This is a genomic window from Aureibaculum marinum (assembly GCF_003813905.1).
GTDB lineage: Bacteria > Bacteroidota > Bacteroidia > Flavobacteriales > Flavobacteriaceae > Aureibaculum > Aureibaculum marinum.
In genome coordinates this window covers 173,181-198,445 of record NZ_RPFJ01000003.1, presented here as the reverse complement: position 1 = coordinate 198,445, position 25,265 = coordinate 173,181, and the positions used below count along the sequence as shown (strand labels likewise).

The following is a 25,265-nucleotide window of genomic DNA, read 5'->3' as shown; positions in this document are numbered from 1 at the left end:
TATGGCTTTAAATATAATAATTTTTTTGAAAATTTAATAAAAACCCTTATAATTATTGATGTTCTGCATAGGTGTACTAAAAGATTATCCGTTACTTAACCGTTAAGTAACGGATACTAAAAATTAAAACTTATTAATAAATTAAAAAATAATCTATCAATAGATTTAATAAAAAGTGTTGTTTTTTAAACTTAATATGTAGTAGTATTTATAAATTACTCTTTATATCCAAATTTTTTCAATTGATTTTGATCAGAACGCCAATCTTTATTTACTTTCACATAAAGCTCTAGATATATTTTTTTATCAAAAAATTTTTCTAAATCTCGTCGTGCTTCTGAACCAACGCGTTTTAGTCCTGCTCCTTTATGGCCTATAATAATTCCTTTTTGAGATTCTCGTTCTACCATTATTATAGAACGAATTTTAATTATATTAGATTCTTCAATAAATTCTTCGGTTTCAATTTCTACCGCATATGGTATTTCCTTTTTGTAGTGTACTAATATTTTTTCTCTAATAGCTTCATTAACAAAAAAACGCTCGGGTTTATCAGTTAATTGATCTTTTGGATAAAATGCAGGAGATTCAGGTAATAGTTCTATTATATTATCTAGTACATTTTTAATATTAAAGTTTTGAAGTGCAGAAATAGGAACCACTCTTGCATTAGGTACTTTTTCTTGCCAATAAATCATTTGGTCTTCCAATTCATTTTGAGAAGATTTGTCAATCTTATTAATTAATAATAAAATAGGAATTTTAGCATTGGTAATTTTATTAAAAAAGTCTTCATCTTTTAATGCTTTTTCAGCAATTTCTACCATATAAATAAGTACGTCAGCATCTTCAAAAGCAGATTTTACAAAATCCATCATAGATTCTTGTAATTCATAAGCTGGTTTTATTATGCCTGGAGTGTCAGAAAATAATATTTGAAAATCTTCACCATTAACAATTCCCAAAATACGATGACGTGTAGTCTGTGCTTTTGAGGTAATAATAGATAAACGTTCACCTACAAAGGCGTTCATTAGCGTAGATTTACCTACGTTTGGGTTACCGATTATATTTACAAATCCTGCTTTATGTGCCATAATATTAGTATTATTTTGCAAAGGTAGGTTTTAATTATAAAAAGATAGCGTATCGTAGCCTCTTAAAGTCATCATTTTGTAGAATATTTATATTGTTATTCGCAACTAATTCTATTTTTGTAGCTTAATTTTAAAAAATAAAGCAATATGAAATTGTATTTTTTAATAGTAGGAGTACTCACTTTTTTAATAGTAGGGTGTAATTCGAATAGCAATACCAAGGAAAATATGGCAGCAGCTGAGAAAAATTACATCTCAAAAGAAATTATTGAAGTTGATACGGTGACACCAAAAGAAAATATCTATTTGATTACGAATAAGGCTGTTGGAGAGTTCAAAATTGGAGATAGAATTCCGGATGTGGGTGGATATGATTATTATATGATTAACAAAAAAACGATGTCAAAAATGAACGAAGATGGTTTAACTAAGTCAGAAGATATTACTTATATTGTTAATGGAAAGGGATCTGTTTTAGTACACTTAAAACCAAAATATGACGATGAAAAGGGAGAGTATACAAAAAATATTGGTGAGATTATTGTGATTTCTGAAAAATATAAAACAAAAGAAGGGATAGGAGTTGGTGCTACTATTGATGCTTTTTCAGAAGCATATCCCGATTATGAAATTTTGTATAATAATTTTAGTGATTTGTATTATGTTAAAACTAATGAATTGGTAATTCAATGTATTCTAGAGAATGATGAACGTATTGAGAAACCTATGATGCCTGATGAGTGGGTTTCCGTAAAAAAGGGAAGTTTAAAAAAAGAAACTAAGATTGTTGAAATTAGAATGATTTAAATTAAAAAAAATACAAAACGCAGATATAGTGTAGTATTGAAATCAATAATAATCTATGATCTTTAAGCTCAAGCAAGCCCATCTAGATGACATACAAATAGCCTTTGATTTATTGAAATCAGCATCCATAACATTGGAAGAAAAAAAGGTAAACCAATGGCAGTATTGGCAAGATCCTCCTGTTGAGAAAATTAAATGGGTAGAAGATGGCTTTTTAAACAATGAATTCTACTTTATTGAAAATGCGAATGATGAAGTTATGAGGATGGTTCGAATTTTAGAAAAAGATTTGAGCTATTGGCGAGTAATGAATGATCAGTCAAAATATATACACTCGTTGGTAATTGACAAGGCCTTTTCAGGTAATAATTTGGGGAAACAGGTTATTCTATGTATTGAGAAAAATGCGAAAAAGAACAATTTTGAGTATTTAAGATTGGATTGCGACGCTACAAATGCGAAGCTTTGTACATACTACGAAAACCTAGGGTTTATATTGGTTGAGCAAAAACAATTACCACTTGGAGTTTATAATTTATACCAGAAGGAGCTAATTTAATTGTCCATACTATTATATCATAGGTTCGTCACCCTGAACTTGTTTCAGGGTCTAGTTTAACAAGTAACTGTAAGTTAAGCAAGAATGAGGTGCTGAAACAAGTTCAGCATGACGTTGTCCAAAAAAAAATTAATTCATTGCAAATCCTAAAATTAAATATAAAATAACGGTAATAATTCCGCCAAATATTGCGTATGGTAACTGAGTACGAACATGGTCAATATGATCACTAGCAGAAGCCATTGAAGATATTATGGAAGTATCAGAAATAGGGGAGCAGTGATCACCAAAAATACCACCACCTAATGTAGCAGCAACTACTAAAGTAAGGTCAGAGCCATGTAAGTTTGCCATAGGTATAGAAATGGCTAGCATAATAGCAAAAGTTCCCCAAGAAGTTCCTGTAGAAAAAGCTATAAAAGAGCTAATTATAAATACAATAGCAGGTAAAAATTCGGGAGATAACCAATCTTTAGACCAGTTGGCCACAAACTGACCTGTACCTAAAGCTTTACAGGCATCGCCAATGGCAAAAGCCAGTAACATTAATAAGGCTAATGGTATTAATTCACTTATTCCTTTTAAAATTAAATCAACCATCTCTTTACTTCTCATTAATCCTTGCGAGCGGTATAAAATCATACCTACCACAATAGATGTGGTTACTGCATAAAGTACTGACGAAGAGCCTGAACCTTCGCCTAAAGCTGTTACAAAATGATTCCACCAAGAAGTAGCATCAGTAACATTATTCCATCCTGTATACGCCAACCAAACAGGCATCATAATTACCATAGTAAGTAAAGGGATAATCATATTATATGCTTTTGCAGGAATGCCTTCTTTTGGTTTATAAGAAGTTACTGCTTCAGAAATCATTGGTTTAGAATCTTCATCTAATAATTTACCTGTTTCTCTAGTTCTTTTTTCGGCTTTTGCCATAGGACCAAAATCCTTTTTAGAAACTATAATAACAACTACTAATAGTAATGCTAAAATGGGATAGAAGTTATATTTTATAGAAGATATCAATAAGCCGAAAGGGTTGTCAACACCTTGGGTTAAAAGTAACCCCATAATAAAAGCACCCCAAGCATTAAAAGGGATTATAATTGATGATGGAGCAGAACTTGAATCTGCAATATAGGCTAGTTTTTCGCGAGGAATTTTTAGTTTGTCAAAAACAGGACGGTAAATAGTGCCTACGGTTAATGAACTAATACTAGTTTCTACAAACAATGCAACTCCAGTAAAAAAAGCTAATAATTGAACCACAACACGGCTATAACCACTTTGTTTATTTTCAAAATAAACAATAAGTTTATTCAATTTATTTACAAAACCTTCAACACCACGCGAGTATTGAATAAAAAGTAATAAAGCCCCTACTAAGGCACTAAACATAATGGTTCTAGTATTTCCTTCTGATTTAAAAACGTTTACAAAAGCCTCTAATGTAGCTAAAGTACCGTCTAAAAAATTCCAATCGCTCATTATTAACCACGATAGCCAAATACCTAAAACCAATGATACATATACTTGTTTGGTCTTTAATGCTAAAATAATGGCTAAAATTGGTGGTAAAATGGAAAGGAAACCGTAGTCTGTCATGGATAGTATGTTAATCTTATATGGTTGTTCTTATGTCTTTGGGTTAAATATATAAAAAGTAATGGACTTTGTAAATTGCTGTGAAAATTAATTCTAAAAAATGATTTTTTTTAACAAAACAGATGTGCTATATGTATATACTTTAGAGATTAAATTTTTAAGATACAGATTCTTTTAGTCAATTTACTTTTTGTAATATTGTTTTTTTATTATTATGAATACATCAAAAATAAAATGGGGCATTGTTGGCTGTGGAAATATAGCTCATAAATTTGCTAGTGATTTAGCTCTTGTAAAAGATGCTGAATTACATGCAGTAGCTTCCAGAACAATTGATAGAGCTAATGAATTTGGCAAATTACATCATTCAAAGAAAAGCTATGGAAGCTATGATAAGCTGTTTCTAGATTCAGAAATTGACATTATTTATATTGCTACACCACACCATATGCATTGCGAATTGTCACTAAAAGCAATGGAGCATAATAAACATGTGCTTTGTGAAAAACCATTAGCAATTAATAGAAAAGAAGCCATAAAAATGATTGAATTGTCAAAGGCTAAAAATCTATTTTTTATGGAAGGATTATGGACTCGGTTTAACCCTTCTTTTCTGGCTGTAAAAAAAAGAATTGATAGTGGAGAGATTGGTGATGTAACTTATATTAATGCAGATTTTTCTTTTAAATCTGAAAAACCTTTAGACAGTAGAGTGTATAATTTAGAATTGGGTGGTGGTGCAATTTTAGATATTGGTATTTACCCTGCGTTTTTGGCTTATGAATTATTAGGTAAACCTAAAGAAATACTAGCTAGGTCTATTTTTCATTCAATTGCAAAATGCGATGTTCAGTCTTCAATGGTATTTCATTATAAAAATGCACAAGCCATTTTGTATAGTAGTTTTATGTCAAAATCTAAAATGATTGCTCGTATAAGTGGTACTAAAGGTGAAATCTATTTGCATGATTCTTGGCATAATGCTCAAGGATTTACGTTGGTAAAAAATGGAGTAGAAGAAGTAGTAGAGTTGCCTACTTTGGGTATTGGATTTTCACATGAAATTATAGAGTGCCATAACTGTATAAAAAACAATAAAATTGAAAGTGAATTATGGTCACATCAAAATAGTTTAGATTTAATTTCTATTCTTGATGAGGTTCGTAAAAAAGTTGGATTGGTTTATCCTAATGATTAATTTAAAATTATAATTAACAAACTGAAAGGGATAATAGTTGTTATGCCCAATCATCCACACGATAGTTTTCGTTTTCACCTTCAACTAATTGTAAGTAACTAATGTATCTAGATTGTGCTATTTCTCCGTTTTTTAAGGCATCTTTTATTGCACAATTAGGTTCGTTAATATGTAAACAATTGTTGAATTTACAATGGTGTTTTATAGCGAAAAACTCAGGGAAATAATCACCAATTTCATTTTTCTCAAAATCAACTACACCAAAACCTTTAATGCCAGGAGTGTCAATAATATAGCCTCCAAAAGGTAAGTCAAACATTTCTGCAAAAGTTGTAGTGTGTTGCCCTTGTTTGTGTTGAACCGATATCTCAGAAGTTTTTAAGTCTAATTCAGGATAAACAGCATTGATTAAAGTTGATTTTCCTACGCCAGAATGTCCTGAAAACATACTGACTTTATCTTTCATAATTATTTTTAGTTTATTAATATTTATTTTTTCCGTAGCAGAAACATCTAAGCATTCGTAACCAATAGTTTTATATACATTTTCAAGTTCTTGTTTTTTTGCTAGTAACTCTTTGTCATATAAATCAATTTTATTGAACAGAATTACAGCCGGAATTGAGTAGGCTTCTGCTGTAGCTAAAAAACGATCAATAAATGTAGTAAATGTTTGAGGGTTTTTTAAAGTTACTAGCAAAAAAACTTGATCAATATTGGCAGCAATAATATGTGTTTGTTTTGATAAATTTACTGATTTTCGGATAATGTAATTCTTCCGATCATGAATTTTTGTAATAATACCATTTTCATTATCAGCTTCCATTTTAAAATCAACACGATCACCAACCGTAATAGGATTTGTACTTTTTATTCCTTTTAACCGAAACTTTCCTTTAATTCGGCATTCTATAATTGTTTTGTTATCAACTCTTACCGAATACCAACTACCTGTTGACTTTGTTACAATACCTGTCATTTATAAAACATTAACCATATTAAGCATTTTTATTTTAAAAACTCATAGGTTTTAGCGTAGTCTAACATCTGACTTGCAAAACTTTCTGGTTGCGTAACTTTTATATCTATAATTTCTCCATTTTCATCCATTTCAGGTACTAAAACAGGATTTACAAAACCACTGTATGGAGCTGATTTAAATTTGCTATTACGTTCTAAAACTTCTTTGTGAATTTTCTGATCAACTTTTACACCATAGGTTTCTACCAAATTCATAGCAGCTTCATAATCACCCTCAGAGGTAATACGTTGTGTTTCTCTTAATAGTTTACCAAAGATTTCTCTTAATTTGGCATAATCATTAATATTATAATAGGTTTTGCCGTCTTTTTCTACTTTTTCAATAACATTATCTTTTTTGCCTTGTTCGTAAGCCCAAGCAGAAACCCATTGTCTATTTCTCATATGAGCTTCTTCAACATCATCTCCTAATTCAAGTCTTACCAATTGTGTAAGAAGTCCATTTCTAATATAACCATCGTAGGCGGCTTTACCTATGTTCTCCCAGTTATCAACTAAGCCTAATTCTTGTATTTTTGAATCGTATAAATAATACAAACCAACCAAGTCTGCTCTTCCTTCTTCTATTGTAGATTTATAGGATTTTAAGGTTTCTTTTGGAGTACCTACACCTTTATTTATTTGACCTGAGGCATGACCTATAACTTCGTGTAAAGCAGTGTGTAATTTGTCGGCTTGTTTGCCATATTCTTCTTCTAATGCAATTTCTTCTGGGTCATGGGCAAACTCTTTAAGTCGGTCTGTTCCACCAGCAGCATTATAAGCAGCAATTATATTACCTAAAGAAACAGATTTACTGCCATGGTCTTGTCTAATCCAGTTGTTATTAGGTAAGTTAACTCCAATAGGTGTACTAGGTGAGGCATCACCAGCTTCAGCAGCAACATTTACTGTTTTATAAGAAACCCCTACAACATTTTTCTTTTTATGCTCTTCCATTAAAGGAGAATTGTCTTCAAACCATTGAGCATTTTCAGACAATACAGACATTTTTTTAGACATTTCAAAGTCTTTTATTTGAACTATACTTTCATACGAACCTTTATAGCCTTTTGGGTCGTTATAAACTTCTATAAATCCATTAATCCAGTCTATATTTCCTTCAGTAGAGTTTACCCATGCAATTGCGTATTCATCCCAAGTGTGTAAATCGCCAGTCTTATAATATTCAATTAAAAGGCCTATCGCCTTAGCTTGATTTTCGTTTTCTGCAACCTCTTGGGCTTTGGTTAACCATTTAATAATTTCATCAATAGCAGCTCCATATAAACCTCCTGATTTGTAAACTTGTTCAACTAATTTTCCATTTTCTTTTATAAGTTTAGAGTTTAATCCTTTTTCAATAGGCTGTGTTTTGTCTACTTTAATAGCGTTGTAGTAATTCTCAACATCTTTTGTAGTTACATCTGGACCATAAAAGTTTACAGCAGATTCTAATACAATATCGGCATCTTTAGAAAGATTTACTTTTTTTGTGTCTTTATCATTAAAGAGTATATCAACAATTTCAGAAGTAAGAGTAGTATTTGTTTCTTTTAATAATTTATTGAGATAGTCTTTTGAAAAATCTGGTTTTATTTTAATGGTTGAATAATGATGATGGATTCCATTAGAAAACCAAACACGTTTCAAATAAATTTCAAAATTTTTCCAATCTTGGGTAGATTTATCACCGTCAAAAGAAGTATATATTTTTTCTAAGGCATTTCTAATTTGTAAGTTGTGGCGATAGTTTTGATCCCACATAATATCTCTACCTGCCAATCCAGCTTGACTTAGATAATAAACTAATTTTTTTTCTTTTAAGGTTAAGTTTTCAAAACCAGGTATTTGATACCTTAAAATTTTAATATCAGCAAACTGTTCAACTTCCGTTTTCAACTCTTTATTTTCTGTACTTACTGCATCTTCAGTTTTGTTTTCAGCTTTTTTATCACATGAAATTATTAAAATGACTACTAAAAAAATGCTTAAAAAATAGTTGGCTTTCATATTTGATATAGATTTATTATTTATGCAAAAATAGGGAAAATAGCTATAAATCAATATATTTGTAATTATTCAAAATTGTATCTAATGAAAGTGTTAAAATATATATTGCTATTGTTACTTTTAATGATAGTAGCAGGATCTATCTATATTGCTACCTTAGAAAATAATTATCATGTAAAACGAACCAGAGTAATTGAAGCTCCTGCCGAGGTTGTTTTTGATATTATAAATGATTATAAATCTTGGCCAGAATGGTCGCCATGGCTTGGTCAAGACCCAAATGCTACAGTTGCTTATGGAGCTAAAACAAGTGGTGTTGGAGCCACATATAGTTGGTCTGGAGAAATTATTGGAGAGGGAAATATGGAAACATTATCCGTGTTAGAGGATAGTATTAGTCAAAAAATAACATTTATTAAACCATGGGAGTCTAGTTCTAATGTATATTGGAAGTTAAACCCTAAAAAAAATGGTACCGTAGTAACATGGGGTATGACAGGTGAATTAGATTTTAAGTCTAAAGCATTTATGGCATTTAATGGAGGTATAGACAAACAAGTAGGTCCTGATTACGTACTTGGTTTAATTAAATTAGATAGTGTGGTAAATGCTAAGATGCAAGAATATAGCATCACCGTTAATGGAGTTACTACCCATGGTGGAGGTTATTATTTATACCAATCTACTTCTTGTAAAATGGAAGAATTACCTCAGAAATTTGCTGAGATGATGCCTAAGGTTATTTCTTATGTTGAAAATAATAATATTACTACCGCAGGTCCTCCATTTACAATATATCATACTTTTGATTCTGAAAATAATGCTGTTATTATGTCTGTTGCAGTTCCTGTAACAGAACGTGTTATTACAAGTAGTGATAGTGGTATTTTAACAGGATTTCTAAAACCTTTTATTGCGGTAAAAACTACTTTAAAAGGTGATTATAAAAATTCAAAAGAAGCTTGGAATACTGCTTATAAGTATATTGGAGATAATAATTTAGAACAGCTAGAAATTGCTCCGGCAATAGAAGTATATTTAAATACACCATCAAACACGGCAAACCCTGCAAATTTACGTACAGAAATATTTGTGCCAATTAAAGAAGAAAAACCATAAGTGTATTCTTTCAATTAAAAGGTAGTTGGCTTTTTAAAATTTTGAGTTTGCGATGGTTTGAGTTTATTAGACTTCTTTATATCTAAAACAATCTACTACATGATCGTTAACCATCCCTGTAGCTTGCATGTGAGCATAAATAACGGTACTGCCCACAAATTTAAACCCACGTTTTTTTAAGTCTTTAGAAATAATATCTGATAAAGCAGTGGTAGCAGGAATATCAGACATGTTTTTATAGTTATTTTTTATAGGTTTGCCATTAGTAAAGGACCAAATATATTTTGAGAAAGAACCAAATTCTTTTTGTACATTTAAAAATGCTTGTGCATTAGAGATGGTAGCTTTTATTTTTAATTTATTTCTTATAATTCCTTGATCTTGTAATAGAGATTCATACTTGTCTTCGTTGTAGGTTGCAATTTTAGTATAATCAAAATTATCAAATGCTTTTCTAAAGTTTTCTCGTTTGCGAAGAATGGTAATCCAACTTAATCCGGCTTGAAAAGTTTCTAAAATTAAAAATTCAAATAAGGTGTCATCATCATACACTGGCACTCCCCATTCTTTATCATGATAGGCTATGTATAAAGGGTCATTACCACACCAAGTACATCTATTTTTATTCATTAATTGTAAGTTTAGAACTCAAATATAAATTTTATTTGATATAACTCAGTAACTTCAACTGCTTTTTAAAGAGTGTTATGGATAAACTCTGTGTAAGGGTGAAAAAAATATTTTATCTTTAAAAAATATAACTACAAATGAAGTTAAGTTATTGGGAAATAAAATCATGGTTATCAAATGTTGATTTTACCATTGTTGGTAGTGGTATTGTAGGATTAAGTACGGCGTTGTTTTTAAAGGAAAAACATCCAAAGTCTACTATTCTTATCCTTGAAAAAGGGCGGCTGCCTCAAGGGGCGAGTACAAAAAATGCTGGGTTTGCTTGTTTTGGTAGTCTTTCAGAGATTATTGATGATTTAAAAATACATACTGAATTAGAAGTTTTTGAATTGGTACAAAAACGTTGGCAAGGATTAGCTTTATTAAGAAAAACTTTAGGAGATAATGCTATTGATTTTTGTCAGCTTGGTGGTTATGAATTGTTTTATAATTCTGCCGTATTTGCTGAGTGTTTTAATAAAAAAGATACTATAAATAAACTATTAATGCCTATATTTAAAAAAGAAGTATTTTCTTTTGTTGAAGATAAATTTTGTTTTTCAAAAGTACAGAATCAATTGGCATTTAATCAGTTTGAGGGACAGATAGATACTGGAAAAATGATGTCCGTACTATTACAAAAAGTACAGGAAAAAGGAGTGAAAATTCTTAATAATTGTACTGTAGAAAACTATTCAGAAACGATAAATGAAATAAAAATTAAAACGACTATAGGTGCCATTTCTTCTAAAAAATTATTGATTGCCACTAATGGTTTTGTAAGTCAATTGTTAAAAGTAGATGTAAAACCAGCACGTGCACAAGTTTTAATTACCAAACCAATTAAAAATTTAGCAATTAAAGGTACTTTTCATTTAGATAAAGGGTATTTTTATTTTAGAAATATTGATGATAGAATTTTACTGGGTGGGGGAAGAAATTTAGATTTTGATACCGAGCAAACTGTTGAATTTGGACAAACAGAATTAATTCAAAAGGTGTTAGAAAGAATATTGTCAATGGTTATATTGCCAAACCATACTATTGAGATTGACTATAGGTGGAGTGGTATTATGGGAGTAGGAAATAAAAAAAAGGCAATCGTAAAACAAATTAGTAATCGCGTGTTTTGTGGTGTTCGTCTTGGAGGAATGGGAATTGCTATTGGATTTTTAGTAGGGAAGGAGTTGGCTTCATTAACGGATTAATTTTTTTTCGTTACGGTTAAACAACCTAAAAATGTTGTTTTTAAGTATTAAATTATGGACCAGAGTAAAGATGTAATAATAATTGGTGGAGGGTTAGCAGGTTTAGTAAGTGCTTTGCATCTTTCAAAGTATGGTATTGAGGTGTTGGTCATAGAAAAAAATGAGTATCCAAGCCATAAGGTTTGTGGAGAGTATGTCTCAAATGAAGTGTTACCTTATTTGAAGTTTTTAGGCTTTAACCCCTTGGAGTTTGGAGCCAAAAAAATAACCAATGTTGCTATCAGCACAGTAAAAAGTAAGTTAATGCAAGCTAAATTACCATTAGGGGGATTTGGAATAAGTAGATATTGCTTGGATTATTCACTGGCTCAAAAAGTTATTAAAAATGGAGTGGAAATACTCCGAGATACAGTTATTGAGGTTTCTTTTCAAAATGATACTTTTACTATTGTTACTAAAAATGAAAGAGAATTAAATTCAAAAATTGTTATTGGCTCTTATGGAAAACGATCAAATATAGATGTGAAATTAAATAGGAACTTTATAAAAAATGAATCGCCATATTTGGCAGTAAAAACGCATGCAAAAGGAAATTTTCCAGACGATTTAGTTGCTCTTCATAATTTTAAAGGAGGCTATTGTGGGGTTTCAAAAGTAGAGAATAACCATATTAATTTATGTTATATTTCTAATTATAAGTTTTTTAAGAAGTATAAAAATATTAATGATTTTCAGAAGAATGTACTTTATAAAAATACCTATTTAAAGGAGGTTTTTGAAAATTCAATTCCTGTTTTTGAAAACCCTCTAACCATTGGGCAAGTTTCCTTTTCATCAAAAAAGCCTGTAGAGAATCATATTATTATGTGTGGTGATACCGCTGGTATGATTCATCCCTTGTGTGGCAATGGAATGAGTATGGCTATTCATAGTGCTAAAATGGCCTCCGAATTGATTTTTGCATATTTGAACCAGAAAATATCACGAAATAAATTGGAACAATTTTATACTCAACAATGGAGTAATGAGTTTAAATTTCGCTTAAAAACAGGAAAAGTTATTGCGAGTTTATTTAAAATGGATGTTGTATCAGAATTAATGTTATATGGGGTACAAAGATTTCCGAATTTATTGCCTAAAATTATAAAACAAACTCATGGTAAACCACTTATGCTATAATGGGCTTTTTTATTGAAACAAAATATAGAAGTAATGTACTTGAAATTATGGATGATTTTTCCTTGAAAGGAGATTGTCTTTACAATACGTTAGACCAATTAGCAACAATTAACAAATGGTTAGGCGGTAATCGTGTTACATTAAATGGAATTAAAAAGTTACTAAAAAATTATCCAAAAAATAAAGAATTTACAGTAATTGACTTGGGCTGTGGTAATGGAGATATGCTTCGAATTGTATATAGATATTTAAAAAAGAAGCATTATAAGTTTAAATTAATTGGTATCGATGCAAATATTTTTACAATTAATTATGCTAAAAAATTATCAAAAAATTACCCAGAAATTACCTATCTTCAACAAGATGTTTTTTCAGAAGATTTTAAATTGTTAAACTATGATTTGGTTTTAGCAACTTTGTTTTATCATCATTTTAAAGAAAATGAACTGGTAAATTTACTTTCTAGTCAATTAAAAATAGCTAAATTAGGAATTATTGTTAATGATTTACATAGACATCGATTGGCATATTATCTTTTTAAGGGGTTGACTTTGTTTATAAAAAATCCAATGGTAAAAGAAGATGGATTAACCTCTATTTTAAGAGGGTTTAAAAGAAAAGAACTCTACGCATTGTCAGAAAAACTGAAAGCTAATGCTGAAATAAAATGGAGATGGGCATTTCGGTTTCAATGGATTATAAAGAGAATACCGAAGTAAAACTAATGCATGATTTTAAATAAGAGATAAACATCCATTTTGTTGTTTTCTTCAAGAGAATTTAGGAGTGCTTTTTTAGATTCTAAATTTCAATAAAAAAGCATACTTAAGTTTTAAGAAAATTTTTTTTAAAAATCACAAATTAATAATAATGAGTGTTAAAATAAGATCAGTAGCAAAACAGTTGCCTAAATATACTAGAACTACCAAGGAGATATTACCTTATGTTAAAACTTGGTTGACAGGTCAAGATAAACGTTTTCAACGAAAAGTACTTAAGATATTTGAAAATGCAGGTGTCGATAAACGGTATTCTATTATGGATGCTCATGAAGTTTTTTTAAACTCTTCTTTTGAAGAAAAAAATGATATTTATGTTAGAGAGTCTATAAAAATTGCAGAATTGGCATTGAAAAAATCGCTAGAAAAGGCAAATTTACAACCTAAAGATATTGATTTTATTATTACGGTTAGTTGTACAGGAATTATGATTCCTTCTTTAGATGCATATCTAATTAATCGATTACAATTACGCCAAGATATTGTGCGTTTGCCAGTTACAGAAATGGGTTGTGCAGCAGGTGTTTCAGGTATTATATATGCTAAAAATTTTTTAAAATCAAATCCTAATAGACGAGCAGCGGTAATTGCAGTTGAATCTCCAACAGCTACTTTTCAATTGGAAGATTTTTCAATGGTAAATATTGTAAGTGCTGCAATTTTTGGAGATGGTGCTGCTTCTGTAATTTTGTCTTCTTACGAAAATGAAGAGGGACCTGAAATACTCGATGATGCTATGTATCATTTTTACGATTCTGAAAATATGATGGGGTTTAAATTGCGAAATACTGGTCTACAAATGATTTTAGATAAATCTGTTCCAGAAACTATTGCTAATCATTTTCCTAATATTATTTATCCTTTTTTAGAGAAAAATAAATTAGAAATTACAGATGTAAATCATCTTATTTTTCATCCTGGAGGGAAAAAAATAGTGCAAACTGTTGAAGATTTATTTGGGATATTCGGTAAAAATATAGACGACACTAAAGAAGTGTTACAATTATACGGAAACATGTCTAGTGCAACAGTTTTGTATGTGCTTGAACGCTTTATGGATAAAAACCTTCCAAAAGGTGATATTGGATTAATGTTGAGTTTTGGTCCTGGATTTTCAGCACAAAGAGTTTTGTTAAAATGGTAAATAAATTTGAATGTAACAAAAAGGAAAAATGAAAGAAGGCTGTATTCATAAAAATGTAGTAGAAAAACTCTCTTTAATTCAAGAATTAATTCCGTCGAAATATAAGTTTAGCAATCTTGAATTTGAAAAAGAAAGTTTAGCATATTGGGCTTGTAGCTTTGAAATTAATAATCAAAAAGTTATCTTTAGAAAGGCAAAGACAACACCCTCTAAAGTAGGACAATTTGTTACCATATGGAAAAGAAATGCACAAGAAAAAATAGAACCGTTTTGTATCGATGATAATTTTAATTTTATAATTGTTTCTGTAAGTAATGAATCTGAATTTGGTCAATTTGTTTTTCCAAAATCGGTCCTTGTAGCTAATGGAATTGTATCCACTAAAAATAAAGAAGGTAAAAGAGGTTTTAGAGTCTATCCGCCGTGGGTTATAACAAAAAGTAAACAAGCAATAACTACACAAGAATGGCAGCTGAAATATTTTTTAGCTTTAAAAAATAATTCTATAAATAGAGATAAGGCAATAGCTTTTTTTAATCTAAATGGAAATTAAAATATGACATCAAATAAAATTATAGCTTTATTACCATACCAGCAGCCTTTTTTATTTGTTGATGAGCTTACTGAAATTTCAGAAAATGGAATTATAGGGAATTATACTTTTAAAAACGAGGAATATTTTTATCAAGGTCATTTTAAAGATAATCCTATTACACCAGGTGTTATTTTAACTGAAGTTATGGCTCAAATTGGTGTAGTTTGTTTAGGAGTTTATTTAATGAGAAATGAAATTTCCATTGAGAACAAAACAAAAATAGCTTTGACTTCTCAAGCAGTTGATTTTTATCTTCCTGTTTTTCCTGGAGATAAAGTAACTGTTGTTTCGGAAAAAGAATATTTTAGATTTAACAAGTTAAAATGCAGTGTTAAAATTATTAATGAAGATAAGAAGTTAGTTTGTCGTGGTGTTATTGCGGGAATGATTACTTATAACTAACCTTGTTTATGAGACTAAATTAAATAGTACTAAATAAATGTAGTAATTAAGTTTATGAAAAAAAGAGTCGTTATAACAGGTCTTGGTGTAGTTGCTCCTAATGGTGTAGGTATTTCTAATTTTACCCATGCACTAAAAAATGGTATTTCAGGTATTGAATTTCATCAAGAGTTAGCAGACTTAAATTTTTCTTGTTGTATAGGGGGTATTCCTAAAGTAACAAAAGAAAAAAAAGCCAAATATTTTACTGATTTACAATTACGGAACTTTAATAGTTCAGGAATTTTGTATGGATGTATTGCTGCAATAGATGCATGGAAAGATTCGGGATTACCTATAAATGATAAGAAAGTTGATTTTGATAGTGGTACAATTTTCGGAACAGGAACTTCAGGTGTTGAAAAATTTAGAGAAGCCATTTATAAACTAGACGATAAACAAGTTCGGCGTTTAGGAAGTACAGTTGTTGCTCAAACTATGGCTAGTGGAGTTAGTGCTTATTTGGGTGGCATGTTAGGGTTAGGAAATCAGGTAACCACCAATTCTTCAGCGTGTTCAACGGGTACCGAAGCTATTTTGATGGGATATGAACGGATAAAAAATGGAAAAGCAAAACGAATGTTAGTGGGTAGTTGTAGTGACCATGGGCCATATCTTTGGGGAGGGTTTGATGCAATGCGAGTAATGACTTATAAATACAATGATTGTCCTACAGAAGGTTCTAGGCCTATGAGTACAAGTGCGTCGGGATTTGTGCCAGGAAGTGGGGCAGGAGCTTTATTGTTAGAGTCTTTAGAAAGTGCATTGGAAAGAAAAGCAATTATTTATGCTGAAGTTTTAGGAGGGGCAGTTAATTCTGGTGGACAACGCAATGGAGGTACAATGACTGCACCAAATTCCAATGCCGTTCAAAGATGTATTAGTGAAGCGATTAATGATGCTCATATTAACGCTAGAGATATTGACTTAATTAATGGACATTTAACCGCTACTATTAAAGATCCTGAAGAAATTAGAAATTGGATAAAAGCATTAGCCATAGAAACAAACAAGTTTCCGTATATTCAATCTACTAAATCTATGATTGGGCATTGTTTAGCCGCGGCAGGTGCTATTGAAAGTGTTGCATCAATAATTCAATTAAAAGAAGGTTTTATTGCACCAACTATTAATTGTGAAGAGGTGCACCCCGAAATCTTAAAAGTAATAGATATTAGTAAAATTCCGAGAAAGCGTATCCAAAAAGAGTTAAATTTGATAGCAAAAGCTAGTTTTGGATTTGGAGATGTAAATGCTTGTGTCATTTTTAAAAGGTTTAACCACTAGGCATGCAAAGTTTGGTACTAAGACAGCTAAGAATGATAAATAAAATTTAAAAATATAATTTCAGAGTATACCTTGTGAGCAGCCTTAGTAATCCTTGTGGTTAAGTACAAAATTAAACATAGAAATAAAAATCCTTTAAAGAACTTAAAACAATGGAGAAAGAATCATTAATAACATCGCTAAAAAGGATAGTAAAACCTTATATTCAAGATGAAGTTGCTTTTGTTAACTTAACAAAAGAAACAGATTTTATAAACGATTTAAAAATAAATTCGGCCAATTTGGTAGATATTGTTTTAGATTTAGAAGATGAATTTGATATAGAAATTGACAACGATGCAATGGAAAAAATGCTTTCTGTTAAAGATGCAATAAAAATTATAGAATCTAAACTAGCTGAAAAATGATTGGTAATGACGTTGTAGATCTTGCCGTTGCTAAAAAACAAAGTGATTGGTGCAGAATAGGATTTTTAAATAAAATTTTTACAAAACAAGAACAGTATATAATTAATAATGCAACAGATTCTTTTAAAGCCGTTTGGTTATTATGGAGCATGAAAGAAAGTGTGTATAAAGTTTATTGCCAACAAAATAATACTCGTTTTTTTGCTCCCAAGAAATTTGTATGTACAATTAATAACTCTCAAAATACAGTTTGTATAGACGGTACAACGTATTATGTAACTTCAAAAATTTCTCAAAAAAGCATTCATACAATTGCCTCTTTAACTAAGGAAGAGAATATTACTACTAATATTTTTATGTTAAAAAATAACAGTTACACAGTACAGCATAATACAGTGTACAACCAATTAAAATCTGCTATTTCTAATAAATTTAACATTCCATTTGATCAGCTTAAGATTGAAAAAAATAATAAGGGAATTCCGTTTGTAATACATCCAAAAATCAATTCAATTTCTATGTCTCATCACGGTTATTTTGGAGCCTATGCCTTCTCTTGAAACGTACATTGTGTATTCATAAATCAAGGCATTTTATAGTTATAATTTAGTATGAAAAAAATTAAACAACAACTTTTTGAAGCTTGTAAAAGTTACGTTTTACAACGAGAACAAACTATTAAAGAAACTATTTCTTCTAACAAACAGGCATTACATTCGGAAACCAAAAGTAGTGCAGGAGATAAACATGAAACAGGTAGAGCTATGTTACAATTGGAAATGGAAAAAGCTGGACAGCAATTGGGTATTATCAACCAAATGAAAACTACTTTAGACAGAGTAGTACTGGCAGATACTACAACAGTTATCAAGTTAGGTAGTTTAGTGATTACAAATAATAACAACTACTTTTTGGCAATAAGTGCTGGTGAAATTAAAATAAACAATACAATCTATTATGCTGTTTCTATTGCTTCGCCTATCGGGAGACTTTTATTAGGAAAAAGAGAAGGTGATCAACTAGAATTTAACGGTAAAATGTTTATAGAAAAGGTAATTTAATGTACTTTCTTAGTTAATCTTTTTTCTAAAATGCCAATGTTAATGTTAAAACATACTGTTTGATTTGTGTCTAATTTTTTATCATGTTCAAAAAATATATTTCTATTATTAAATTCAGCTTCAATTAAATAATAATTTCCTTTAAAATAAGAATTTTTGACAATGGCTTTAAATTTTGATTTTTCAACACGTTTAATTTCGTGAGTATAAACAAAAATAATATCATTTTGATTGGTATCTGTGATTTCTGAAAGTTTAAACTCATTAAATTCTGAGAAAAAAGAAGCTGCTAGTTTATTTTTTGGATTATTATACAATTGTTGAGGAGTATCCATTTCAATCTTTTTACCCTTATGTATTATTAGCATTTTATCAGCAAACGAAAGTACATCTTCTTGATCGTGAGTTGCTACAATTGTAGTAATGTTATTTTTTTTTAAATGAGCAAATAGATTTCTTCTTAAACTACGTTTTCTGAAATTATCAATATGACTAAAAGGTTCGTCTAATAATAATACTTCTGGTTGGTTTGCCAAAGCTTTAGCTAACGCAACTCGTTGTTTTTGTCCGCCACTTAAAAACCTAACTTTAGTTTTAGCAAAGTCTTCTAATTCTACTACTTTGATTAATTCGTCAGTGCGTTTTTTTTTCTCTTTCAGATAAAAATTAGATAGAAACTCACCTATATTTTTTTCTACAGTAGTAGAAGGCATTAAATCGAATTCTTGAGAAAGAAATTTCATATAGTCAGGTCCTGTAATTAAATTAAACTTAGGACCTAGAATTTCTTTGTCTTTCCAAAATAGTTGTCCTTCGTCTAAATCAAATTCTCCATAAAGTAATTTTAACAAGGTACTTTTACCAGAACCACTTTCTCCTACAATGGCTAAAACTTCACCTTCATTTACAGTAAAACTAATGTTTTGTAAAATTGGACTTTTATGGTAGCTAAAGGATATATTTTTAATTTGTAGCATTATTGGTTCTTTGTTGATTCTGTCAACGTTGAGATTTTAAATAATAATTAAAATTACTTTGTGGCAATATTTAATTGCACATTCAATTCTTGTGAAATAATAGTTGCAATTTCCATAACCTTATCTTTATTTTTTGTAGCAAGTAATGTTATGTGTTTATTTCGTTGGTAGAACATGTTAAGTTTAAATATTACCTCAGAAATATAAGTAGCATTTCCTCCTCCAGCTCTAAATCTACTTGATTTTTTGGTCTCAAATATGGAGATGTATTCGATGTCGGGCAATTGCTTCCATTTGCCAAATTTAATTCCATACCAAGACATTAGTTCTCTATATTTCATGTTAGGTAAGTCCAATTCAACTCCTTTTTGCATTAAGAAATTAATAGCAATACCCATAATAACAAAACCGTATATGATACCACCAGAAAAAAGGAAAAATATGCCTAATCCGAATATTACAGAAAAGAAGATCTTTTTAAAGATGGACATTTCTTCAATAAAAAAAAGGTTGTTTTTCAAATTAATCTTTAAAATCAGTTTTTAATTCTTTAATGCCCATATTGTAAAGTGTAAACCCAAAGATGTCTGCGTATTGCTCAATAGTTTTTGCTACAGGAGTTCCGGCACCGTGACCTGCATTAGTTTCTATTCTAATTAATGTAGGATTATTTCCTGTTTGTTTTGATTGTAATTCAGCAGCAAATTTAAAGCTATGAGCAGGTACTACTCTGTCATCATGATCGCCAGTGGTAATTAATGTAGCAGGATAATGAACTCCTTCTTTTACATTATGTACTGGAGAATATCCTTTTAAATATTCAAACATTTCTTTACTTTGATCTGCAGTTCCGTAATCGTAAGCCCATCCTGCTCCAGCGGTAAAAGTATGATATCTAAGCATATCTAATACGCCAACAGCTGGTAAAGCAACTTTCATTAAATCTGGTCGTTGTGTCATAGTTGCTCCGACTAAAAGTCCTCCATTAGAACCACCACGGATGGCCAAATAATCTGATGATGTATATTTATTTGCGATTAAATATTCTGCCGCTGCAATAAAATCATCAAAAACATTTTGTTTTTTTAACTGAGTACCTGCATCGTGCCAAGCTTTACCATATTCACCACCACCTCTTAAATTAGGTACAGCATAAACACCACCTTGTTCTAACCAAACAGCATTAGCAATGCTAAAACTAGGTGTTAAACTGATGTTAAACCCACCATATCCATAAAGAATTGTAGGGTTTTTACCGTTTAATTCTAATCCTTTTTTATGTGTAATAATCATCGGTACTTTTGTACCATCTTTTGAAGTGTAAAAAACTTGTTTTGATTCAAAATTAGCAGGGTCATAACCTGAAATCTCAGGTTTTTTATAAACTTCATATTCTCCAGTTGTAGGATCTAATTTATAAATAGTACCAGGAGTAATATAATTTGAAAATGAAAAATACAATTCGTTAGCATCTTTTTTTCCTCCAAAACCTCCAGCAGAACCTACTCCGGGTAATTTTACTTCTCGTATTAATTTCCCATTCATATCATATTGTAAAACTTTAGAAACTGCATCTACCATATAGTTGGCATAAAAATATCCTGCACCCGTACTAGGAGTTAGTACATTTTCTGTTTCAGGGATAAAATCTTTCCAATTTTCTGGAGTTGGATTTGAAGCATCAACAGTTACAATTTTTTTATTAGGAGCATTTCTATTGGTAACAATATATAATTTACTGCCAATATTTTCAATTACATAAGAATCACTATCATAATCATCTACAATAGTTTTTAATTTACTGTTTTTATCTTGTAAATCTTTAATAAACAATTTATTTCCAGAGGTTGAGGTTGATGCTGATATTATAAGATATCGATCGTCTTCAGTAACACTTCCTCCAACATATCTATTTTTTTCAGAGGTAGTACCACCAAAAATTAGTTCATCATCTTTTTGTGAAGTGCCTAATTTATGATAATATAATTTATGTTGATCTGTTTTGGCTGATAATTCACTTCCTTCAGGTTTATCATAGCTTGAATAGTAAAAACCTTCATTTCCTTTCCAAGAAATACCACTAAATTTTACATCAATTAAAGTATCTTCTTTAATATCTTTTGTTATGGCATCTATAACAATAACTTTTCTCCAATCCGAACCACCTTCAGAAATAGAGTAGGCAGCAAATTTTCCATTTTTAGAAAAAGACAATCCCGCCAAAGAGGTGGTTCCGTCTTCAGAAAAAGTATTGGGGTCTAAAAATACTTCTGGCTCTTCATCTTCTTTTTGACGATAAACTACATATTGGTTTTGTAAACCATCATTTTTGTAAAAATAGGTATAATCACCTTCCTTAAAAGGAGAACCTACTTTCTCGTAATTCCATAATTTTTCTAAACGTTTTTTTAGGGCATCACGATAAGGTATTTGATCTAAATAATCAAAAGTAACTTTGTTTTGTGCTTCTACCCATTGTCCTGTTTCTTCAGACATATCATCTTCTAACCAACGGTAAGGATCTTTAACTTCAGTTCCAAAATAGTTGGTAATGGTATCTACTTTTTTTGTTTCAGGATATGTTAAAGCGGTTTGTTCATCTACTTTTTTTTCAGTTTTACAAGACATTATTAATATAGTAATTAAAATAAGAGAAGTGAAATTTTTCATTAAATGAGTATTTTTAGTTTTACTCTAACAAAAGTACATAAAAAAAGCATATCGGAAATAATATGCTTTGAGATTAGAGAACAGTTAATAATCAGTTAAATAGTGTTTTAAATTTATCCCAATAGGCATAAAACAGTATAATTTGTATAATCAATATAACTAAACCAGGAACAAGTGTAGCTGGCTCTAAAGCGATGTGAAAAAGTAAAATGTTAACTGTTACAGGAGCCAACAATAGTAATGCTAAAGGAACAGATTTTTTAAAAAGAAGCAGAAGTCCTGAGAAAACTTCAACTGCTCCAATTAAAGGGAACATATATCCTGTAGCTTTTAAGGCTTGCATAAAACTTGCGGCTGCTATTGACATTTCTTCTGGTTGAGGCATAAAGGGGTAAAACTTATTAGCTCCGAATATAACGAGTACTAATCCTAATACTATTCTTAATACCATTGTTAATTTTGTATTCATAATATATTATTTTAGTTATGGTAATTTAGTCGTATAATCTATATTAAACTAACAGTTTGTAACCTTAGTTTCATAATAATTAATTAAAAAGCCGTCAATTTGTCCGTAAAAATATTACGGAATAGTTATTGTGCTGTTCTAGTTATACTATTAAAAATAGAGTTTATTTTCCAACAAAAAGGAAAAAATGCTCTGATTATTGGGTTAGAGTGTGTTAATTTAAATAAAAAAAATCATGACAGAAGTATTAACAAAGGAAACTTTTTTAGAAAAAGTTTTTAATTATGAAAAAAATAAAGAGTGGAAATTTGAAGGAGATTTACCATGTATTATAGATTTTTATGCGGATTGGTGTGGACCATGTAAAGCTATTGCTCCTGTTTTAGAACAGTTAAGTGAAGAGTATAAAGGCAAGATCAATATTTATAAAGTAGATACAGAAAAAGAACAAGAACTTTCTGCAGCATTTGCTATTAGAAGTATTCCGTCTATGTTGTTTTGTCCAACAGATGAAAAACCTCAAATGGCTCAAGGAGCTTTACCAAAACAGCAATTAGAACAAATTATAGAGGATGTTTTAAAAGTGAAGAAATAACTATAGCTGTTTAACATTGTAATTGAGAGAGAATAAAAACCTGCTAACACATAGCAGGTTTTTGTTATTAGTGATGTTAAATTTTTATAAAATTAATTTACAATAAAAGAGAACAAAGTATACAATTGTTTATGTCTATATTTGCAAAATATCTAAGCTTAATAACTACTATTATTTATGTCCCAACCACTTTTTAATCCTTTTACGGATTTGATTTTTGATGACCATTTTTGCTTCCTTACTGGAGATTTAACAAATGATAGTATTTCTGTTTTTCCAGAGTGGTTAATGAATCATTTTAAATTTGGAGATGAGCATATTGAAATGCTAGATAAGAGCAAGGTATATACCTATGCAGATCTTCGTTTACCATGTTCAGCTAGAGTCAAAAAAGCTTTTGAAACATTAGATTTCGAAATTCAAAAGGCGTATAAAAAAGGGTATGTGGGGATGGCTTCTCTTGATCAAGAATTACTTTTTCAATGGACAGGCAGAATAGTTTATGGTTTGTTGTATTACGAAATGATTTATGAAAGAGATAGGTTGTTAGCTAAAGGTGAAAATTTTAAACTTTCAGTTACACTTAGGCAACGTTTTGGCTACTTTCATTTAATGCTACAATCTTTAATAGAACCAATTTCTTTTGTAGGTAAAAAACCATGGAGTATTGTTGTGTTTCCTCTTAAATATTCTAAAGATATTTTTAGCTACCGAGACGATACTGTTAATTTAATGTTTCAATTTGGAGTCAATGGTTTTGGTTTTATTGTATGCTTACAAGATAACGGTGTATTGGCGGAGCGTCATAAAGAGTTATTAGATAAAATAAAAGGACACGTTTTACATCCTATTCAGTTTGAAGAGTTGTATGCCAAATTTCACTATTCAGATTATATATTACAATATAAACCTGAATATAACATAGAAAGTAATGAGCAAGGAATTGAAATAGCAATTAATTCTGAGGGTAAAGAACCTGTATTTGGGTTTTGGGATAATGATATTTATGCTCAATTACTTGCTAATTATTGGCAAGTATATGGCATTGAAAAGGAAGATATTCTTCAATTTCAAAAACCAGTGTATAGTTTTCTAGAAAATCCATACAGTAAAGACTTTATAGATCCAGAATCTATTAATTTTCCATTTTAATAAGGCTGAAATAGTTCTTTCAAGAATATTTTATAAATGAATTGCTTTGTTCTTGTAGAAAATAAACAATAGAATAGCCTAATAGTATTAAGTTTTGGGTGCTTTTATAAAAAAAACGCCTAAAATTCTATTTTAGGCGGATCAAATTAAATTATAAATTTGTTTTATCTAAATTCAACTACACATTCTTTAAGAAAGAGTTGTAGAAGGGCATAAGTTATGTTCAATTAAATATTCTGCAATCTGTATTGTATTGGTAGCAGCACCTTTACGTAAATTATCAGAAACAATCCACATGTTTAAAGTATTCGGCTGCGACAAATCTCTACGAATTCTACCTACAAATACATCATCTTTTCCATGGGCGTAAATAGGCATCGGATACGTATTAGTATCTAAATTATCTTGTACGGTAACACCAGGTGTTTCGCTTAATAATTTTCTTATTTCAGAAACATCAAATTCATTTTCAAATTCAATATTAACACATTCACTGTGACCGCCTACAACAGGAATTCTAACGGCAGTTGCTGTAACAGCAATAGTATTATCGTTTAAAATTTTTTGAGTTTCACGTACCAATTTCATTTCTTCTTTGGTGTAACCATTCTCTTCAAAAACATCACAATGAGGAATGGCATTTTTATGAATAGGATAGTGATAAGCCATTTCGCCTTTTTCACCTTTATATTCATTTTCTAATTGCTGAACAGCTTTTACACCGGTTCCAGTAATAGATTGGTAAGTAGAAATTACCAATCGTTTAATTTGATATTTTTTATGTAATGGAGCCAATGCCATTACCATTTGAATGGTAGAGCAATTAGGATTGGCAATTATCTTATCTTCTTTTGTTAAAATATCTGCATTAATTTCAGGAACAATTAGCTTTTTTGTAGCATCCATTCTCCAAGCAGAAGAGTTGTCAACTACCGTTGTACCAACGGCAGCAAATTTAGGAGCCCACTCTAAAGAAGTACTTCCTCCTGCAGAAAATAAGGCAATATCAGGTTGCATATCTACTGCATCTTGTAATCCTACAATGGTATACTCTTTACCTTTAAATTCAACTTTTTTACCAACTGATTTTTCAGAGGCAACAGGAATTAATTCCGTTAAAGGAAAATTTCGTTCAGCTAATGATTTTAGCATTACATTACCTACCATTCCGGTAGCACCTACAACAGCAATTCTCATAATTTTAATTT

The 25,265-nt window shown here is 30.2% G+C and carries 26 protein-coding genes; 16 read left to right on the top strand and 10 right to left on the bottom strand.

Going from position 1 to position 25,265, the window contains the following annotated elements; genetic code table 11:
• Positions 1-215: 215 nt before the first annotated feature.
• On the bottom strand, positions 216-1,097 hold the full coding sequence (gene era, locus EGM88_RS03850; protein WP_123896654.1) for a GTPase Era: 882 nt from the start codon (positions 1,095-1,097) through the stop codon (positions 216-218).
• 147 nt (positions 1,098-1,244) lie between these two features.
• Here era and EGM88_RS03845 point away from each other — a divergent pair, with 147 nt between their 5' ends.
• The gene (locus tag EGM88_RS03845) at positions 1,245-1,904 is read left to right on the top strand and encodes a hypothetical protein (RefSeq protein WP_123896653.1); all 660 of its coding nucleotides are present in this window, start codon (positions 1,245-1,247) and stop codon (positions 1,902-1,904) included.
• 55 nt (positions 1,905-1,959) lie between these two features.
• On the top strand, positions 1,960-2,463 hold the full coding sequence (locus EGM88_RS03840; RefSeq protein ID WP_123896652.1) for a GNAT family N-acetyltransferase: 504 nt from the start codon (positions 1,960-1,962) through the stop codon (positions 2,461-2,463).
• 129 nt (positions 2,464-2,592) lie between these two features.
• Here EGM88_RS03840 and EGM88_RS03835 read toward each other — a convergent pair whose 3' ends face one another.
• Entirely contained in the window at positions 2,593-4,074 is a 1,482-nt protein-coding gene (locus EGM88_RS03835) for a Na+/H+ antiporter NhaC family protein (RefSeq protein ID WP_123896651.1), read from the bottom strand.
• Between the two features lie 214 nt (positions 4,075-4,288).
• Here EGM88_RS03835 and EGM88_RS03830 point away from each other — a divergent pair, with 214 nt between their 5' ends.
• Positions 4,289-5,272 (top strand): Gfo/Idh/MocA family protein, encoded by a 984-nt coding sequence (locus tag EGM88_RS03830; RefSeq protein WP_123896650.1) that lies wholly within the window; start codon positions 4,289-4,291, stop codon positions 5,270-5,272.
• Between the two features lie 40 nt (positions 5,273-5,312).
• Here EGM88_RS03830 and rsgA read toward each other — a convergent pair whose 3' ends face one another.
• Together rsgA and EGM88_RS03820 are read right to left on the bottom strand one after the other, a co-directional pair.
• Positions 5,313-6,251, bottom strand: a complete 939-nt coding sequence (gene rsgA / locus EGM88_RS03825) for a ribosome small subunit-dependent GTPase A (protein WP_123896649.1) — start codon at positions 6,249-6,251, stop codon at positions 5,313-5,315.
• Positions 6,252-6,280: 29 nt separating this feature from the next.
• The gene (locus tag EGM88_RS03820; RefSeq protein WP_123896648.1) at positions 6,281-8,305 is read right to left on the bottom strand and encodes a dipeptidyl-peptidase 3 family protein; all 2,025 of its coding nucleotides are present in this window, start codon (positions 8,303-8,305) and stop codon (positions 6,281-6,283) included.
• An 84-nt stretch (positions 8,306-8,389) separates the two neighbouring features.
• Between EGM88_RS03820 and EGM88_RS03815 the strand changes: the two genes are divergently transcribed.
• Positions 8,390-9,424: an SRPBCC family protein gene (locus EGM88_RS03815; protein WP_123896647.1), complete on the top strand. Its 1,035-nt coding sequence runs from the start codon at positions 8,390-8,392 to the stop codon at positions 9,422-9,424.
• Positions 9,425-9,490: 66 nt separating this feature from the next.
• Here the strand turns inward: EGM88_RS03815 and EGM88_RS03810 are convergent, their stop codons facing one another.
• A complete protein-coding gene (locus EGM88_RS03810; protein WP_123896646.1) occupies positions 9,491-10,054 on the bottom strand; it encodes a DNA-3-methyladenine glycosylase I in 564 nt (187 codons plus the stop codon).
• 137 nt (positions 10,055-10,191) lie between these two features.
• Between EGM88_RS03810 and EGM88_RS03805 the strand changes: the two genes are divergently transcribed.
• The 10 genes from EGM88_RS03805 to EGM88_RS03760 all read left to right on the top strand — a co-directional run bounded on the left by EGM88_RS03805 (position 10,192) and on the right by EGM88_RS03760 (position 18,194).
• The gene (locus EGM88_RS03805) at positions 10,192-11,301 is read left to right on the top strand and encodes an NAD(P)/FAD-dependent oxidoreductase (RefSeq protein WP_123896645.1); all 1,110 of its coding nucleotides are present in this window, start codon (positions 10,192-10,194) and stop codon (positions 11,299-11,301) included.
• Positions 11,302-11,355: 54 nt separating this feature from the next.
• Positions 11,356-12,480 (top strand): NAD(P)/FAD-dependent oxidoreductase, encoded by a 1,125-nt coding sequence (locus EGM88_RS03800; protein WP_123896644.1) that lies wholly within the window; start codon positions 11,356-11,358, stop codon positions 12,478-12,480.
• Positions 12,480-13,199 (top strand): methyltransferase domain-containing protein, encoded by a 720-nt coding sequence (locus tag EGM88_RS03795; RefSeq protein ID WP_123896643.1) that lies wholly within the window; start codon positions 12,480-12,482, stop codon positions 13,197-13,199. The genes EGM88_RS03800 and EGM88_RS03795 overlap by 1 nt, the downstream gene beginning before the upstream one ends.
• A gap of 151 nt (positions 13,200-13,350) precedes the next feature.
• Positions 13,351-14,403, top strand: a complete 1,053-nt coding sequence (locus tag EGM88_RS03790; RefSeq protein WP_123896642.1) for a type III polyketide synthase — start codon at positions 13,351-13,353, stop codon at positions 14,401-14,403.
• Positions 14,404-14,431: 28 nt separating this feature from the next.
• Positions 14,432-14,956 (top strand): MepB family protein, encoded by a 525-nt coding sequence (locus EGM88_RS03785; protein ID WP_123896641.1) that lies wholly within the window; start codon positions 14,432-14,434, stop codon positions 14,954-14,956.
• 3 nt (positions 14,957-14,959) lie between these two features.
• Positions 14,960-15,400: a 3-hydroxyacyl-ACP dehydratase FabZ family protein gene (locus EGM88_RS03780; RefSeq protein ID WP_123896640.1), complete on the top strand. Its 441-nt coding sequence runs from the start codon at positions 14,960-14,962 to the stop codon at positions 15,398-15,400.
• Positions 15,401-15,454: 54 nt separating this feature from the next.
• Positions 15,455-16,726 (top strand): beta-ketoacyl-[acyl-carrier-protein] synthase family protein, encoded by a 1,272-nt coding sequence (locus EGM88_RS03775; protein WP_123896639.1) that lies wholly within the window; start codon positions 15,455-15,457, stop codon positions 16,724-16,726.
• A gap of 152 nt (positions 16,727-16,878) precedes the next feature.
• Positions 16,879-17,133, top strand: a complete 255-nt coding sequence (locus tag EGM88_RS03770) for a phosphopantetheine-binding protein (protein WP_123896638.1) — start codon at positions 16,879-16,881, stop codon at positions 17,131-17,133.
• Positions 17,130-17,693: a 4'-phosphopantetheinyl transferase family protein gene (locus tag EGM88_RS03765; protein ID WP_123896637.1), complete on the top strand. Its 564-nt coding sequence runs from the start codon at positions 17,130-17,132 to the stop codon at positions 17,691-17,693. Before EGM88_RS03770 ends, EGM88_RS03765 begins: the two co-directional genes overlap by 4 nt.
• Before the next feature lie 51 nt (positions 17,694-17,744).
• Positions 17,745-18,194, top strand: coding sequence for a GreA/GreB family elongation factor (locus EGM88_RS03760; protein WP_123896636.1), 450 nt, complete (start codon positions 17,745-17,747; stop codon positions 18,192-18,194).
• Here the strand turns inward: EGM88_RS03760 and EGM88_RS03755 are convergent.
• The 4 genes from EGM88_RS03755 to EGM88_RS03740 form a co-directional block, all read right to left on the bottom strand.
• Positions 18,191-19,171 (bottom strand): ABC transporter ATP-binding protein, encoded by a 981-nt coding sequence (locus EGM88_RS03755; protein WP_123896635.1) that lies wholly within the window; start codon positions 19,169-19,171, stop codon positions 18,191-18,193. The two genes, EGM88_RS03760 and EGM88_RS03755, sit on opposite strands and share 4 nt — an antisense overlap.
• 53 nt (positions 19,172-19,224) lie before the next feature.
• Positions 19,225-19,692: a hypothetical protein gene (locus EGM88_RS03750; protein WP_123896634.1), complete on the bottom strand. Its 468-nt coding sequence runs from the start codon at positions 19,690-19,692 to the stop codon at positions 19,225-19,227.
• A gap of 1 nt (position 19,693) precedes the next feature.
• Positions 19,694-21,841: a prolyl oligopeptidase family serine peptidase gene (locus EGM88_RS03745; RefSeq protein WP_123896633.1), complete on the bottom strand. Its 2,148-nt coding sequence runs from the start codon at positions 21,839-21,841 to the stop codon at positions 19,694-19,696.
• A 91-nt stretch (positions 21,842-21,932) separates the two neighbouring features.
• Entirely contained in the window at positions 21,933-22,310 is a 378-nt protein-coding gene (locus tag EGM88_RS03740) for a DoxX family membrane protein (protein ID WP_123896632.1), read from the bottom strand.
• A gap of 235 nt (positions 22,311-22,545) precedes the next feature.
• On the opposite strand from EGM88_RS03740, the gene trxA reads away from it, so the two are divergent.
• Together trxA and EGM88_RS03730 are read left to right on the top strand one after the other, a co-directional pair.
• Entirely contained in the window at positions 22,546-22,905 is a 360-nt protein-coding gene (gene trxA, locus EGM88_RS03735) for a thioredoxin (RefSeq protein WP_123896631.1), read from the top strand.
• 177 nt (positions 22,906-23,082) lie between these two features.
• The gene (locus EGM88_RS03730; RefSeq protein WP_123896630.1) at positions 23,083-24,057 is read left to right on the top strand and encodes a hypothetical protein; all 975 of its coding nucleotides are present in this window, start codon (positions 23,083-23,085) and stop codon (positions 24,055-24,057) included.
• 189 nt (positions 24,058-24,246) lie between these two features.
• Here the strand turns inward: EGM88_RS03730 and EGM88_RS03725 are convergent, their stop codons facing one another.
• Positions 24,247-25,254, bottom strand: a complete 1,008-nt coding sequence (locus EGM88_RS03725) for an aspartate-semialdehyde dehydrogenase (protein WP_123896629.1) — start codon at positions 25,252-25,254, stop codon at positions 24,247-24,249.
• Between the last annotated feature and the right edge of the window lie 11 nt (positions 25,255-25,265).